This window comes from Lelliottia nimipressuralis, from assembly GCF_004402045.1.
In the GTDB taxonomy this organism is placed as follows: Bacteria; Pseudomonadota; Gammaproteobacteria; order Enterobacterales; family Enterobacteriaceae; genus Enterobacter; species Enterobacter chinensis.
In genome coordinates, this window is sequence record NZ_SOMG01000015.1 from 108,203 (window position 1) to 124,184 (window position 15,982).

Sequence of the window (15,982 nt, forward strand, 5' to 3'; positions counted from 1 at the left end):
GATAAGGCGTGACGGTACGCTAACGCATCCTCACTCTTCTCCTCATTCAGGCAGAACTAAACGTTCTCCTCCGCACGTAATGCGGCCCGCACAGCAGGACGGGCACTGATTTTTTCCCAGTACGCCAGTAGCGCGGGCCAGTTATTCAGTTCAATGGCGAAGAATTTGCACCAGCCCAGAACGGTGAAAAGATAGGCATCCGCCACGCTGAATGACGCTCCCATCAGATAAGCGTTTGTTGAGAGCGTTTCCTGAAGAAAACTGAACCGCCTGAACAGCTTCTCACGAAAAATCGATTTGGCCTCTTCCGGCAACATATTGTTGAAGAGAGGTGCCAATCCAGCGTGTATTTCGCTGGTAATAAAGTTTAGCCATTCCTGAAGCCGCACTCGCTCCCAACTGTCTGCTCGCGGTGCCAGTCCACTTTCTGGCCTGAGGTCTGCCAGGTACTGCAAAATGGCTGGCCCCTCGGTGAGGATTTTCCCGTCATCCAGTTCAAGCGCAGCGACATAACCTTTAGGGTTAATGGTCAGGAAGTCGCGCCCGTCAGCGGTAAGCTTGCGCCTGTTGTCCACTTTAACCAGCTCAAACTCAATCCCCTGTTCGCGAAGCACGATATGGGGTGAGAGTGAACAGGTGTCCGGGGCGTAATAGAGTTTCATAATCTCTCCTTTAAAGCGGCTGAGTGGTGAAGATTCGGTTTGAACACACTGTGCTTAAAGCCGCTATCGCTGTAAAATTAATGATTCATAAATTAGCTATTAGCTGAGCTACTGAAACCTATGATGAATCTTTTGCACTGGCGCTTACTGGTTGCAGTGGCCGATGCCAGTAATATTTCGCGTGCCGCTGAAGAGGTCGGCATGACGCAGTCTGGTGCCAGCCAGGCGATCGCCCAGTTAGAGGCCTCATTAGGATTTGCGGTATTCACGCGTGAGCGACGGCACATCGGCGTGACTGCCCTGGGTGAGCGGGTTGTTAAAGAAGCAAGAAGTATGCTGGCGCGGCTGGACGCCATCCGTGCACTGGCGGATGAGAGCCGGGGGCTGAATGGCGGGCGCATTCGTCTTGCCAGCTTTCCTTCGGTGACATCCACATTTTTGCCAGGACTGCTGCGGGAATTTAAGCGCCTGCATCCTGAAATCGAGGTGGTTGTACTGGAAGGGACGGACCAGGAAGTCGAGGAATGGATTGCAGCAGATACGGTTGATCTGGGCGTGGTCATGAACCCTGTTCCCGGACGCGCTGATGCGATCCTGGGGCAAGATGCATGGGTCGCGGTGCTGCCGGCCAGCCACCGTCAGGCTCGTAATGCACGCGCGCGCGGCATCACCCTTGAGGAACTGGCAGACCAGCCTTTTGTACTCGCTACAGGCGGCTGTGCCGTTAATGGAAAAAGCCTGATGGAACAGGCAGGCTTGCGGTTGTCTGACGTACGCGTGACCGTCCGCGACTGGATCAGCGCCTGCCTGCTGGTACGCGAAGGCATGGGCGTCGCGCTGATACCGGAATCCGCCCTGCCGGGTGAATTACGCGGTTTGTGCGTCGTGCCCGTGACGCCTTCGCTGTGCCGGGAATTTGGGCTGGTTTGTTCGCCAGGAGGAAAATCTTCCCGCGCGACGCAGACGTTATTAGAAGGGTTGAGCAAAATGAAAAGGTCTGCGTGAAGGGAGATATTGATGATTCCACATTAATACCCCGTGGCGTGAAGAGGTTTGGTGTTTTCGTAGGCTGGGTAAGGCGTAGCCGCCACCCGGCAATGCCCTTCTGGAAGCCGCCTCGCAAACCTGCAAACAACCTTATGTAATTCATGAGCATCCATTTCCTTCCTTTTTTCGCCGCCGTAAAGTGCCTGCGTTGCGGCACATCCGTAACCGGGCGTAGGAACCCGTTAGCATAACAAGACATTTTTTTGCACAACGAGGATGCTAAATGGCTACTACCCCTAAATTTTCTTATGTGCTCTCTGAAGAAAGCGCTGTTCATCACCTCATTAATCTTCAGCTTTGCGATTCAGCAGATCTCTTCGAACTGGCTGACACCTGCGCTGCGTATGTAAGCGTGCTGGTGGAAACTGACGATGCAGTGACGTTTACAACTCTCTGCAAGCGATTGTTGGCTGCGCTTAAGCGGCTGCGGGAATGCTGCGATGCCGAACTGCCTTCGTATCTGGTTGAACAGTTGATCGCAGGGGAAAAGATTACCTCCTGCGTGCCGGACTGCTGGCAAGAGACGACGCTGCAAGTGGACTATGCCGTAGCGTTAACGCTGGCGGTGATGGGCGGGACACTGCCTGCGGGCGTGGCGAAAGAACTCACCGGGCTACTGCATGATATGGTCTGGCTGTTGGCGGAGTTTGTGAAGGAGCCGTATATTACGGCGCACTGAGGCGGGTAATGGGGGCCGGGGTTCTGCTGGATAAAAATCAGGATTTCGGCCTTACGCAAAGTACAACGTTGTTTGTTGAATGTCCGTTAAGAGCAAAGAGCAGACATCCTTGTTGCATGTCATCCATGAAACAAAAAAACCCGCTCAGGGCGGGTTTTTTATCACATTCACTTATCTGCTCAGGCCAGTGCCGTCATCGCTGTCGTAAGCGTCTGTGTCGTTATCGGCAATTAAAGCGCGACAACATTTCCTGCAGCCGGGCCTTTGGCACCATTCTCAATCGAGAACTCAACCTTCTGACCTTCGTCGAGCGTTTTGTAATCGTTGCTCTGAATGGCAGAGAAATGAACAAAAACATCTTTGCTGCCGTCAGTTGGCGTAATGAAGCCGAAACCTTTTTCAGAATTAAACCATTTTACTAAACCAGTCATTTTATTTGACATAGATACTTCCTTTAATTTTCTTGAGCCACACGTTGTGGCGAACATGGCCTGCTTGCAGATGAGGACTTATTGGGCACTTAGGAGGAGGCTCATGCAGAAGAGTATCTAAGGATAACGCTTGAAATGAGGACTGCTTTACTAAAACTGCTTTCATAAGGTCTGTATGCCAAACCGATGACGCATGGTGGACTCATATGAGTTGATAAGCAAGATTATTTTTGTCAGCAATCTGGTGGGAAAACTTACAATTCAAAAGGGGCAGTAATATTAAAAGCCCTGACCATTGCAGCCAGGGCTTTTAAGGTACTACAGACTTCAGATTTAACATTAATGGACTTAATAAAGTGATACTGCTATTTATACTGCTTTTAAATGTACCCGTTCACTACAGATAATATTGGGCATTAATACTAAAAAGCCTCCCTCTATTTATCTCGTTATACACCGCCTACGCTTTCAAAACCTAAGCGTGGCAACTTAAACAAGCACATCCCCCATCGCGACATATACTCTTTGATGCGTTGCCCTTTACTGATACGGTTGCAACCAAAAAAACGAAACCGTCAGCATAAACTAAAAAAAACAAGGCCTTACATCGTCGCGCTAACACTACCATTTTGCGAATCAGCACAATCACTACGAGGCCTGAAAGCTAACTACATCCCAAACAACAAACTTCCTGGCCTGTATAGCAAAATGGCTTAACCCAGAACTTCTTTCTATTCACTAACTGACTAACCACTTTCATTGTGCTGCTGAGTACTAATTTACTTATTTGAGATTTGCGGTCAATACTGTTTTTTAAAACATGTTTTTATTAACAGCGATAGTGGCTGTGCTGCATCCCGCTATTCATTGTATCGATGCTTCTGGCATAGGGCCCTCACCACCGGTTTACTCAGTCTTGCACCTATCTGCCGCGATGCAGCATGTGTATTTGGAATGCAGTAACTCGACTTAATCAGTATTCATCCGGTACTTTTCAATGCATTTGCCCGGTACACCGCCGCTTTCCGCTAAGCCGTATTGCCACCCTGTATTGGTATATCGCGGTCTACCTTAACTACTGCGCCATGAACCTCTAAGAGAACATTCTTTAAGTGACTTGCATTTTGATAGTTACTATGTCAATTTGCTTCTGAAAGCCACCAATTCATTCAGGCCTGCCCATGAAAAATGAACCACTTTTTCACGCTCCCTGCCCCATCGCCCGTAGTCTTGGCCGCATCGGTGACAGTTGGAGCATAATGATCCTGCGCGACGCCTTTGCGGGCTTTACCCGCTTTGACGAGTTCCAGAAAAGCAGTAACGTCGCGCCCAATATTCTTTCGCGCCGCCTGAAGTCACTGGTAGACGATGGACTACTGGAGAAGATTTGCTACAGCAGCACACCGCCTCGTTACGAATACCACCTTACGCAAAGCGGCCGCGATTTTCGCATAGTGCTGCTGGCGTTGGCGGAATGGGGTAACCGCAACTTCGCACCCGAAGGCCGTCAGATGCAATTGGTGGAAAGTGAAACCCTGCGGCACGTGGAGCCGATCCTGGTTGATAAAGCGACCGGTGAAGAGATTATCCCGGATAAATACACCATGGTGCCGGGACCCGCAGCCTCGCCGATGATGAAATACCGTCACGAATATTTGCAGCGCAAACGCGAAGGTTATAGTGGGCAAAAATTCCAACCCGAGTCTTATAGAGATGCCAGCGATGAATCCGGCCAGTAACAAAAGAGCCTTCATCATGATCGTTTTTTGATTGCCGTGCTGCTGGTTCTATTGATGGAAATACCGCCGGAACACTAATATTACAGGAGAGTTGATTATGGGCGTTTCAGTTAAACGCATTGTCATAACCGGGATGGGGATTGTCAGCCCTCTGGGGTGCGGCGTACAGCATGTCTGGCAATCTCTGCTGGCAGGGAAGTCAGGTATTACAAAGCTTAGCGAGCAGTTGGTCGCGGATATTCCCTGCAAAGTGGCTGGACTGGTTCCGTCCATCGAACACGATGCGTTGCACGGCTTCGATCCACTAGCGATCATCCCGGCCAAAGAGCGCAAAAAGATGGATCGCTTTATCGAGTTTGCACTGGTTGCCGCGCATGAGGCTCTGACGCAGGCCAGGTGGTCGCCTGAATCAGCGACAGAACAAGAACGCACCGCAACGGTCATTGCCACCGGGATCGGCGGGTTCGGCGAGATCGCCAATGCGGTACATACGACGGATGAGCGCGGGCCGCGTCGCCTGTCTCCGTTCACCATCCCCTCTTTTCTTGCCAACCTGGCCGCCGGGCATGTGTCTATCGCCCACGGTTTCCGTGGCCCCATAGGCGCGCCGGTAACCGCCTGCGCGGCAGGCGCGCAGGCCATTGGCGATGCTGCACGGATGATCCACAGCGGCGAGGCAGATATCGCCCTCTGCGGTGGTGCAGAAGCGGCAATTCATCGTGTTAGTCTTGCCGGGTTTGCTGCAGCAAAGGCGCTTTCCAGCTCCTCCAACGACCAGCCGGAAGCCGCTTCCCGCCCCTTTGACCGCGACCGCGATGGTTTTGTAATGGGAGAAGGTGCCGGGCTTATCGTGATTGAGTCGCTGGAGCACGCGCTAGCGCGAGGCGCCACGCCGCTGGCCGAGCTTGTCGGCTACGGCACCAGCGCTGATGCTTATCACTTGACCGCTGGCCCGGAAGATGGTGATGGCGCACGTCGGGCCATGGAAATGGCCATTCGTCAGGCGGGGATCTCAGCAGAAGAGATTGATCATATCAACGCTCACGCCACCTCGACTCAGGTTGGAGACAAAGGTGAACTTGCGGCGATTAAAAAACTATTTGGCGCGCATCCCGTCGCCATTACCTCGACGAAATCAGCAACCGGCCATCTATTAGGCGCAGCTGGCGGGATTGAGGCTATTTTCACCATTCAGGCGTTGCGCGACCAAGTAGTGCCGCCAACGCTGAACCTGCATCACCCCGATGAAAACGCGGAAGGTCTGAACCTGGTAGCGCTGGTGGCCCGCCCACAGAAGATGCGTTATGCGCTTTCGAACGGTTTTGGTTTTGGCGGTGTCAACGCCAGCCTGCTGCTGAAACGCTGGTAATAATAGTTCAGCTCCCCCTCTGGAAAGGTCGGTGGGGGACTTCCACCAGAGCAAAATATTCAGTCACTGATTTCCAACTAATACTCAGAAATGTATTCTTGAGAAAACATAAAGAAGTTCGCCTGACCAACTGGCGACAGGAAGCTAAGATCATTTGATGAGTACATTACGATCCCCTCGTCAAAACAGACAGGCATTCGTCCTGTCGAGACATGCTTCAGTGCATTGACAAACCTATTGAAACAATCATTTTTCATTTTTAGAGAAAGGACTTTTATGAGTCATTCCACAGATATATCAATCGGTCTGCTCCTGTTCCCTGCTCTTACTCAGCTTGATTTGACTGGTCCATATGAAGTCTTTACACGGGCTCCAGATACAAAGGTTCATCTCATCTGGAAAAACCTGGACCTTGTGGTTTCAGATCGTGGTATGGCGATTCAACCAACCACCACATTCAATGCGTGTCCCGCACTGGATGTAATTTGTGTCCCCGGAGGGCCTGGCCAGATAAACCTGATGGAGGATGAAGAAGTCCTTTCGTTTATCCGGGCTCAAAGTAAACAAGCAAAGCTGATAACCTCTGTTTGCACCGGAGCGCTTGTGCTGGGCGCCGCAGGGCTTCTGGATGGATATAAAGCGACGACGCACTGGGCTTCACTGGGGCAGCTGGAGTTGTTGGGCGCAGAGCCGGTAAATGAGCGCGTAGTACGTGACCGCAACCGTATAACGGGCGCAGGAGTGACTTCAGGTATCGATTTTGCCCTCAATGTCGTATCAGAAATATTCGGATCTGATATTGCACAAAATATTCAGTTGCATATGGAATATGACCCAGCCCCTCCCTTTAACTGTGGCTCGCCCCGCTCCGCATCTGAAGAACAGCTAAAAAAAGCCCAGCAACAAGTTGCTCCATTTATTGAAAAGAGGCTACAGGCTACGTTGAAAGCAGCAGCCAAACTTCATAAATAAGGGAGTAGCGAAAGGCGTTTTCCCTTTTCATTCTCAACGTCTGCGTCTGGCACAAAACGGACGCATCTTTCACACACTTCCATATAGGGTTGTGAGCAAAATCATCATCTACCGCACTCCTTCTCAGCAAAAAATTCCTGAATACGCTACGCAAATCAAACAAATACCCCAAGCCGAGCTATACCTGCCACTTTAATCTCAAGCCACCACTACTTAAGGTGCTCGCACTGAATACACGAGTTCCATTTTCACGGTCATGTAGAAATTGTAATTTCATCGTAGTTTCCACATTGCCAACTCACCTACCACCAATAATGTTTCCAGTCTGGAAACAAGGGGCAAGGATATACGTAGTTCAAGAGCGCCTTTCGACGCGGCCACCAGACAATTTCCTAATCAAGCACTCACGCAGATTATGACAAGCTCACGGACCTCTACCGGAGAACGAAAGAATGAATTATGCAGCAGCCATCAAAACGGCAAACGATCTGACAAGCTAGCTCCCTTTCCTGGGCTCAAGCCCATCGCGTCAAGATTACGATGATGCTCAGGGATTGGTGGAGTATCTGATTGAGCATGACCCCGATAGCCCGCTGGTAGAAATGCTCACCGCCAAAATCGATAAATATGAAAACGAGTCTTCGGAGTTTGCAGAATTTAACGTGCGTGTTGCCAGCATTCCATCAGGCGTTGCGTTATTGAGAACGTTAATGGCTCAGTACCAACTCACACAGAGCGATTTCGAGAACGAAATGGGCAAGAAGTCTCTGGTAAGTCGGATCCTCAACGGACAGCGCACGTTAACGCTGGATCATATGCGCGCGCTGGCGAAGCGTTTTGGCGTGCCGGTGGGGGCATTTGTAGGGAATTGATAAGGATGATATTTTCTTATATTAATAAAAAAGTGACGCAGCCAAGCTAGCGATATCGCGGCTAAAACCTTACGGTAATTGTAGAGGCACATCACTGCCATCAAACACTTCCCTCAAATACTTTCCAAGCGATTTAGAGTCTTTTGCTGCAGGAATGACCACATGATATTCCCTGATACCAATCATTTTTACGGCACCTTCATTAAGCACGATCACAAGTTTATCTTCAGTGAGATGAAGAGAACGAATAGAGTCTGTTAACTCATATTCCGTTGACTCACTCTGGAATCCAATGCATTCGTTAATGGGTAATTCATCTTCGTCGAATCGTCCGATAATGATAAAATTCTTTGGATCATGACTGTCATCCCCTATTCCGATGGTGAGAACATCCTTTTCTTCAGCGCAGTTAATACACGTTGCAACAATATTTTTAACTTTACTCATCAGTTGTCCTTATCATGAATCGTTTCACTCCTGACAGATTTCTACCGAAAGCCTGAAATTCATTAATATAGCTAGTATCGTAAGAACAGTCGAAGATGGCATCCGCACAAGTATTTTTAATATTGCTCTTTTCAAAAGAGCAAAGTATATATTTTCAGCATAGCGAAGCGGCTGTTATTGATATGATATTTGCTGGAACAGTTACGCCCACCTTACAGCAATGGATGGGGGTTCGCTAGAATCACCGCAAGTACTCTTTTATTAAAAATCAAGATCGACTTTAATTACACCTGATACATCTATTTTATCATCCTGAACATTAAGCATTCCAACAAATTCATCGAAGGAGTTTGCTATTTTCGTCAGCCCGGAGATCACTTTTGAATCATTGAATATTTGATCAGACTCGTGATCCCAAAACCAAATCTCTCCCGACATATTTCCTTTGAGGCAAAGACAGATTTGATTATCACCAGACGAGGATCCTATCGGTAACCATTGATCGCGAAAATCATTCCGGTATGTAGCAGCCATTTCAAATACAGTATATTCTTTACCCGATTCTGCAAGGCCGTACAAAGACTCAAGCGTATCGTTTCCTTGCTCATCAGACCACGGAGATGGTTGTAATGCCTTGAAAACAACATTTACATCAAAAAGAACAGAAACGCCAAAATGAAGTAAATAGGCACGGTAACTTTCAGGAATTGGACCTATTGATGCTTCTAATGTATTTAAACTCCTTATCAGTTCATCTGATGGTAATGATGTCGATTTCGCTCCAAAACGTTCTATTTTTTTCAACAATGTTCTTTCCTCCATATATCTGATGCGTAGCCAATATGGGGCACATTGGCATGAAGATCTCTCTGGAGAAGAATTATAGCATTCGCACTCAGATGATGTGGAGTATGCATCTTTTCCCTTAACAAATTCTGAGCCGCTTTCTGTGTAATGTCTTTTTTCTCTGCAATGGCACTGCTATCAATGGTAAAATACAAGCATATCTGACATTGTTTTTATCACTGTTTATTTATTTACTAACATCTAAATGTAAAAAAATAAGCCATAATCATATTTTGATTATGGCTTATTTTTGAAATATCATAAATCAACAGTTACATTCATTCCTGCATCAAGGGATGTATCACAAATACTCTTGTAAAATTCAGTAAAGCTATTAGTAACTTTATAGATATTGCCGCACTCATTTTGCTCAGCGAGCTCAAACAATTGGATATCATCCTCTGCATGTAGATGTGTTCTGTCCCAATAATACACACCTTGGCTTTCACTGCCATTTAATATAAGGTAAAAGTTACCTCCAGGATCATCACCAATAATTAACTTAGCATCAATGAAATCAAGTTCATTTAAAAAATTTTCATTTTGACGAAAAATGTCGTGGTTTGGATTTTTCATATTTATTCCAAAAAGGGCATAAAAAGCGATAACCCCGTCATCGACACCTTCATACTCCAACTCACAAAAATCCGGAGATTTTACAACAAAGCCATTTTTCAACCTGAGAAATTCTTTATAATCTTCAGGTAAACTGATTTTGAATTTTCTCTCCAAAACCTTAATTTCATCTTTATTTGCAGGTTTACCATATGAAATAGGCATAAGCTCTCCTTGCTAAGGTCATGACTTAGTGATCTTAGATACTCCACATCTGTTATGGAAAAATTGATTATAGTAATTAAAGCCGGAACTTAATGGTTTCCGGCATATTCCATTGATTTATCTAAATCAAAAAACATGTATCCTAGCCATAAAAATAATCATAGAATGCATTGAAATTTTCATTACCGATAAGAGGTACAATTCTTTTCCGCAACTCATCAATAAAATCAACTTTTACTTCGTCATTATCATCTGCTATATCAAAGATATCATATTGGCCATATACCAAATCAATAAGCTCAGCTAATGAAAATATAAACCCAGAGAGACTGCCAGCTATTTTAAATGGTTCAATTACATCATAACTTGCATAAACAGGGGTATTCCCTTCATCGACAACCGCAATTATAGGTTTACCTCCACCTAAATCATCACCAATAACAAGGTAATTGTTTGGTAAGTACTCATAACCATTTTGAGCCTTCGAGAGTTCACTGATAGAGTGAATTTTAATTGGCGTAAAGCCTGTTTCAATTTTTAACTTTTCAGGATTATAATTTTTATATAAAAATTCCACTGCTGTCGAACGAGGTAAGTTGGACGGGAAGGCATTGTCCAGATCATTGACGGTGCTGAAACTCCCTGACAGCGAGTATTTATTGCAAATGACAATAAGTTGTTTTAATGCTTTTTCAATCTCATTCACAATAGTATCAGACGCATCCATAAATATAGCCCTCAGTAATAACTAATTAAATTAGAAAAAATTTTATAAAAGCAATTAAAAAAACAAGAAAGTAAATGCATTCTGAATAAAAACATCATCTGTATTATATAAGCCGGAAATAATTAATATTAATCCGGCTTTTATTAATCACTTATATTTACGAGTACTGCCAAAAACCAGCTACGATATTCCCGCCAGATATGTTTTTATACAAATACAAAGCGCCGTAACCAAAGATGTAATCACCATCAAGCAATGCATCTGGATAATAATCTTCATCGATCTGCATGAAAAATTCATAACCATCTTTTTGCAAAGCATCAAAATAATAATCTTCCGATTGTATTAACCTTGCATCTTCGGTTTTAGTGATAAAGTCAAACTCTTCACTTTCAACCTTATCATACCCAACAATAACTGCCTTATTAATGTGTTTTATCGTAAATGCATCATTATTGCTTTCATCAGAAAACGTATGCGTAAAAACTTTTACTGAACAATTGGGGTAGATATTGTTATCAATCATATCATCATATCCTTCAGGAATAAGTATCGTAATATACTCATGTCCATCATCAGGATTCTGAACTGTCAAATAAAACTTATACCCCTGAATATCATCTAGTTTATCTAAAAAGAATTCAGGGATATTTCCACCAATCCGCCCAATGACATTACCATCAGGCAGGGTACTTATTTTAGCGATAAGATTAGATTTTAACATTTTGTCAACCCATTTTTTCTGGCAAACCCAATAGACTCTTCTCTAAGTTTCATTGCCGTTTCAGTGGCAAATTTCTTAGCGTTTTGACGTTCCCAACCTCTGTTATTCACCAAGTCTTCGTAAATACCTCTTCGAGTAATTGCAGTATTCCTGTTGATATTCTGCAATGCGGACTGGTTTTTTAGTACATTAGGATTATGCAATCCATATTTGGCCTGTAATTTGGATATGGTTTTATGCATAGCATTTTCTTGCAAAGCTATCGCTGGGTTGGTAGTTGCAATACCAGACATTCTACCTTTTATTATGCCATTATTTCTTAGCCAAGCATTTTGTAATAACTCATGTGCAGTTAAACCGTCTTTTGCATGGACGGGGCTTCCATAGCCTGCGATTCCAAATTCGTTTATTAAACCCAGCGGATCAATCCACCCCAACGGATTCGGCGCATACTGATAAAGGTTCCACCCACCATTCAGCCCAATCGGATCCTGCACAATAAACCGCCCGACCTGTGGGTCGTAGTAGCGGAACAGGTTATAGTGCAGCCCCGTTTCACCGTCAGCGTACTGCCCGGCATAGCGAAGCGGCTGGTGAGCCATCGCCGAGCGATTCACAAGCCGTGAGAACCCTTCGCTCTGGTGGCGTACCTCGCCAAAGCTGCCGTACTGGCCGCTCCAGCGCACCGCGCCGCGCTCGTCGGTCACTTCCAGCGGCGCGCCGTTCAGGTCGGTGTTGAACCAGTAAATCTCACCGCTGCTCTGGTCACGAAGGTGATCCACCCGCGCCAGCGGGCTCCAGGCTTCATTCGGGTCGTATACATAGGTGCTGCACAGCCCGCTCGCCTGCTGCTCCTGCAGCAGGCGGTAGCCCTGCCACAGGAAGCGGGTGTTGGTAGTGCCGTGCGTCGTGGTGACGATTTTGCGCGTGCGGCGGCCCAGCGCGTCGTAGTGATAGCGCGCCTCAAACCGTCCTTCCGGCCCGGTTCCCCGGGCTGACACCAGACGGTTCTCGGCGTCATACGCATAATGCTGTTCATACAGCCCGTTGCGGCGGCTGATCAGGTTGCCCCAGTGGTCGTATTTCATAAACAGCGCCTGCCAGTGCTGCAGGCGGTTATCCGTGACCGGTACCGCATCGTCATTGGCGGCGAGGTTATCCGCAGCGTCGTAGCTGAACTGCGCGCGGCTGTGCCCCTGTCGGGCCTCGTAGTGCTTCAGCAGACGCCCTTCGGCGTCGTAGCCGTAGTCCACCTCACCGCGCAGGGTGTCGCTGACGCCGGAAAGCTCGCCGCGTGCGGTGTAGCGATACAGGCGTTCCAGTAGCGCCTGCTCCGGCAGGGTCACGTCCGTGCTTAGCTCGCTGCGCTGCAGGGTGCGTCTGCCGAGGCTGTCATACTGACGGAGCTGCTCGCGCGCGCCCTGGGTGCGGCGCACCTCGCGGTGCAGGCGGTCGCGGGTGAACTCGGTCACTAGCTGCTGCCCGAAGCGGATGGCGCTGACGTGGCCGGAGCCGTAGTGCAGCCAGGTCAGCTTTTGCTCGCCGGGCAGCGTCAGGCCGGTCAGGTTGCTCAGGGCATCCCATTCGTAGCCCACCGCGCCGTTAATGCCGGACTCGCTCAGCACGCGCCCGGCGGCGTCGTGGCGGTAAGCGATCTCATCGCTTTCGATACCCAGGGCAACGCCTTCGGCGGTTGGCGTGCGGCGGATGCGGGTAATCTGGCCGCTCAGGTCGCGGAAGTAGCGGTACTCCGCGTGGCGCTGAGTGCGCCCGATCAGCAGCCCGCTGTCGTCATAGCTGAATTGCTGGACGCGACGGGCAATGCCGCCGTCGGCGGCAGGCCGGCCGTTTTCTTCGAGCGCGCAGAGGAACCCTCGCGCGTCCCATTCCATATGGCGCACGGTCTCGTCCGGGCGCGTTTCGCTGAGCGGGCGCCCCACGGCGTCGTAGGTGAAGCGGTATTCCGCCCCGTTGCCGTTATCGAGCCGCAGCAGGTTACCGCGCGGGTCGTAGCGCCACTGGCGCACGCGACCAATACGGTCGGTAAGGCTGACCGGGAGGCCGAGCGCGTTATAGGCCCAGCTCACTTCGCTTTCCAGCGGGTCGCGCCAGCCCGTGAGCTGGCCGCGTTCGTTCCACACCAGCGACTCGCGGCTGCCGTCCGGATGGATCACAGCGCTCAGCAGCCCGGCACGGCTCCACTCCCGCCGCGTGATATTCCCTTCTGCATCCTCGCTGGCAACCAGTTGCCCGAAGCGATCGTAGGTGAAGCGGGTGACGCTGCCGGAGCAGTCGGTGCGCTGCGTCAGCAGCCCCTGGTGGTTCCAGACCAGGCGCACCACGCCGCCAATGGCGTCGGTAATGCTCTCCGGCAGGTTTTCTTCATCATCGGGATAGTGATACGCGGTGGTGCTACCGGCCGGATCCGTTTCCGACAGCAGGCGACTGCGAAGGTCGTACATGGCCTGCGATGAGGTGCCGTCCGGGTACACCGTGCGGGTGATACGGTCGGTCAGGCGATGCCAGTGATACTCCGTGCGTCGGCCCGCCGGGTCCGTCTCGCTGGTCATGCGGCCGTATTTGTCCCACGTGCTGCGGCGCATCGCCCCGCCGGGCAGAATGACGTCGCAGAGCTCGCCGTCGCGGTAAACAAACGTCGTCTGGCGACCGTCGTAATCCGTGAAGCGCGCGACGTTGTCGTCGTCATCCACCAGCCAGTGCGCCTGCGCGCCGTCTTCGCGGGTCGCGCGGCGAAGGCCGTTATCAAAATCGTATTCGAACGTCAGCTGTTCGCCGCCGCTGTGGCGGAAACCGACCACGCGAGGCAGGCCGTCAATCTCCCGCCAGCGGTATTCGCTCAGCAGGCCGTTGGCGTCCTCATGGGCGCTCATCAGCCCGTCCTGCCAGCAGAAGCGTCGGCGCACGCTACCGCCCCGGCCGGTCACGGAGACCAGCTGGCGCTGTTCATCATAAGCGTAACTGACCAGGCAGATCTCGTCATCCAGCCAGGCGCCGACGAGCCTGTCGCGGTCGTAGCGGCAGACTACCCGCTGGCCCGCACTGTCGGTCAGGGCATGCAGGGTATTATCCGCATTCCACTCGAAGAAAATATCGTTGCCGCAGGGTTCAGAGATGCGCTGGAGCAGCGACGGGGCATCATCCCGCAGCGGCGCATAGTGCCAGCGCTCGCCGCTGACGTCATACACCGACCAGCTGTCGTCCTGGTGATGTTCAAGCCAGTTTTTTTCACTTTCGCAGTAGGAGCGCATCCCTTTAGGCACACTCGGGAAAGCGACGTAATCGCCGGACGGCGCGCGCCACACCAGGCCGTCCTGATAAGATTCCAGGCGGCTTTCCCAGAACAGGCTCCAGCCGCGGCCCAGCACGCTGTCGCCGGGGTTGCCGCTGCGCCAGTAGCGCTGCCAGCGTACAGGCAGACGGGAAGGCAGGACGAAATCGAGTTCATCATCCCCGCTGAGAAACTTCTGTCCGCTGACGATATCCACCGGGCGGGCGATGATCCCCGCGGCCGCCACGCCGGTCATCAGCGTGCCGGCGCGGCACGCGATACGGGCCAGCTTGTTGATCCCAGGAATTTTGCCAAGCAGCTTAGAGAGCGCCCCGACTTTGCCAGCGGCACCGCCCCAACCGCCGATAAGCCCGGCGAACAGCAGGGTCAGATCGGAGACTTTGTAGAGCCACTCGGGGACTTCAGACTGAATGGGCAGGGTTTGCTGCGGGTCACCGCCGATAATGACGTTGTTCGAACCGGTCATTACCTTCGCGTCGCAGGTGGTGCGGTCCCCAATGCGGGCCGCAGGCTGGCTGTTAATAGAAACACGCTTAGAGCCTTCGGCCATCTGCTGCGAGCCGTCGTCAGAGCACTTCACCGCGCTGTCCGTGGCTATGGCGGCAGGTTTGCCGTTGATAAACACATTGGGCGAGCCGGAGGTGATGACGCCTTTCTTCGTCATGCTGGATGCCCCGGCGTCCGCGATACTGTCCCGGGCGGCGGTCGCCAGCTCCCCGGTGTAATACCCCACGGCCAGGCTGGCGCCGACGAGCAGGACGCCCACGCCAAGGCAGGATGCGCCAAGGCCCGCAATAAACATGGCCCCTGCCAGAATGCCCCCGGCGGCGGCAATCAGGCCACCGACAATCGTTCCGGCAATCATCCCGGCCAGCGCACCGGAGTGGCCGATATCATCACCAACGCGTGCTGCTTCAAACATAACAACGGTCCCTGAAGTTAATGGTGGAAGCGGAAGCTCCTGAGAAGTTCGCCAAACAGCGCGCCGTCGGCATCGCCCAGCGCGCGGGTGCAGGTCATGGTGAATACCAGAATTTTATTGCCGTCGACGTTAAACACGGCCTGCTGCTGCCAGATGCGTTTCCCGTCGCGCAGGTAGCTGGCATGGACGGTTTCACCCTGTAAAAGGCTGTCGCCCAGCGTAGCGGCGCTGCGCTCACCCTGCTTCCAGCCCTTGATGTGTTTTTCCATCAGGGCGAGCTGGCGATCGATATACGCGGCAAGCGCTTCGCCGGGGTTGAGGGCATCGCGGGAGATGTTGAACGCTGGCGCATCCGCAGCGGGCGGCGCGAAAACGTTGACGGTACGATCCTGATATCCCTCAGGAAAGTTGATCAGTCCTTCATTGAACAGGCACTGCGAAGATGATTCTGACAT

15 protein-coding genes are annotated in these 15,982 nt (G+C 50.6%); 6 read left to right on the forward strand and 9 right to left on the reverse strand.

The window, feature by feature from the left end; genetic code table 11:
- Positions 1-56: 56 nt before the first annotated feature.
- Positions 57-662: a glutathione transferase GstA gene (gstA, locus tag E3U32_RS09100; RefSeq protein WP_134348517.1), complete on the reverse strand. Its 606-nt coding sequence runs from the start codon at positions 660-662 to the stop codon at positions 57-59.
- 120 nt (positions 663-782) lie between these two features.
- On the opposite strand from gstA, the gene E3U32_RS09105 reads away from it, so the two are divergent.
- Together E3U32_RS09105 and E3U32_RS09110 are read left to right on the forward strand one after the other, a co-directional pair.
- Positions 783-1,667 carry a LysR family transcriptional regulator gene (locus tag E3U32_RS09105; protein ID WP_134348518.1) on the forward strand — a complete coding sequence of 295 codons (885 nt, stop codon included), beginning with the start codon at positions 783-785 and terminating at the stop codon, positions 1,665-1,667.
- A gap of 265 nt (positions 1,668-1,932) precedes the next feature.
- Entirely contained in the window at positions 1,933-2,388 is a 456-nt protein-coding gene (locus tag E3U32_RS09110) for a hypothetical protein (RefSeq protein ID WP_134348519.1), read from the forward strand.
- A 230-nt stretch (positions 2,389-2,618) separates the two neighbouring features.
- On the opposite strand, the gene cspE is transcribed toward E3U32_RS09110, so the two are convergent.
- On the reverse strand, positions 2,619-2,831 hold the full coding sequence (gene cspE, locus E3U32_RS09115) for a transcription antiterminator/RNA stability regulator CspE (protein WP_134348520.1): 213 nt from the start codon (positions 2,829-2,831) through the stop codon (positions 2,619-2,621).
- Positions 2,832-4,000: 1,169 nt separating this feature from the next.
- On the opposite strand from cspE, the gene E3U32_RS09120 reads away from it, so the two are divergent.
- From E3U32_RS09120 to E3U32_RS09135, 4 genes are all read left to right on the forward strand, one after another.
- The gene (locus E3U32_RS09120) at positions 4,001-4,558 is read left to right on the forward strand and encodes a winged helix-turn-helix transcriptional regulator (RefSeq protein ID WP_134348521.1); all 558 of its coding nucleotides are present in this window, start codon (positions 4,001-4,003) and stop codon (positions 4,556-4,558) included.
- A 97-nt stretch (positions 4,559-4,655) separates the two neighbouring features.
- Complete coding sequence (gene fabF / locus E3U32_RS09125) at positions 4,656-5,927, forward strand: beta-ketoacyl-ACP synthase II (protein ID WP_134348522.1); 1,272 nt, start codon at positions 4,656-4,658, stop codon at positions 5,925-5,927.
- Positions 5,928-6,203: 276 nt separating this feature from the next.
- Positions 6,204-6,899 carry a DJ-1/PfpI family protein gene (locus E3U32_RS09130; RefSeq protein ID WP_049085678.1) on the forward strand — a complete coding sequence of 232 codons (696 nt, stop codon included), beginning with the start codon at positions 6,204-6,206 and terminating at the stop codon, positions 6,897-6,899.
- 509 nt (positions 6,900-7,408) lie between these two features.
- Positions 7,409-7,771, forward strand: coding sequence for a helix-turn-helix domain-containing protein (locus E3U32_RS09135; protein ID WP_286164274.1), 363 nt, complete (start codon positions 7,409-7,411; stop codon positions 7,769-7,771).
- Positions 7,772-7,840: 69 nt separating this feature from the next.
- Here the strand turns inward: E3U32_RS09135 and E3U32_RS09140 are convergent, their stop codons facing one another.
- From E3U32_RS09140 to E3U32_RS09170, 7 genes are all read right to left on the reverse strand, one after another.
- A complete protein-coding gene (locus E3U32_RS09140) occupies positions 7,841-8,218 on the reverse strand; it encodes a hypothetical protein (protein WP_134348523.1) in 378 nt (125 codons plus the stop codon).
- Between the two features lie 261 nt (positions 8,219-8,479).
- Positions 8,480-9,022 carry an SMI1/KNR4 family protein gene (locus tag E3U32_RS09145; protein WP_166790921.1) on the reverse strand — a complete coding sequence of 181 codons (543 nt, stop codon included), beginning with the start codon at positions 9,020-9,022 and terminating at the stop codon, positions 8,480-8,482.
- A gap of 300 nt (positions 9,023-9,322) precedes the next feature.
- Complete coding sequence (locus E3U32_RS09150) at positions 9,323-9,844, reverse strand: SMI1/KNR4 family protein (RefSeq protein ID WP_134348525.1); 522 nt, start codon at positions 9,842-9,844, stop codon at positions 9,323-9,325.
- Between the two features lie 142 nt (positions 9,845-9,986).
- The gene (locus E3U32_RS09155) at positions 9,987-10,571 is read right to left on the reverse strand and encodes a hypothetical protein (RefSeq protein ID WP_134348526.1); all 585 of its coding nucleotides are present in this window, start codon (positions 10,569-10,571) and stop codon (positions 9,987-9,989) included.
- A gap of 157 nt (positions 10,572-10,728) precedes the next feature.
- On the reverse strand, positions 10,729-11,295 hold the full coding sequence (locus E3U32_RS09160) for a hypothetical protein (RefSeq protein ID WP_134348527.1): 567 nt from the start codon (positions 11,293-11,295) through the stop codon (positions 10,729-10,731).
- Positions 11,289-15,527: an RHS repeat-associated core domain-containing protein gene (locus E3U32_RS09165; RefSeq protein WP_286164266.1), complete on the reverse strand. Its 4,239-nt coding sequence runs from the start codon at positions 15,525-15,527 to the stop codon at positions 11,289-11,291. Before E3U32_RS09165 ends, E3U32_RS09160 begins: the two co-directional genes overlap by 7 nt.
- 17 nt (positions 15,528-15,544) lie before the next feature.
- Complete coding sequence (locus E3U32_RS09170) at positions 15,545-15,982, reverse strand: DcrB-related protein (RefSeq protein WP_134348528.1); 438 nt, start codon at positions 15,980-15,982, stop codon at positions 15,545-15,547.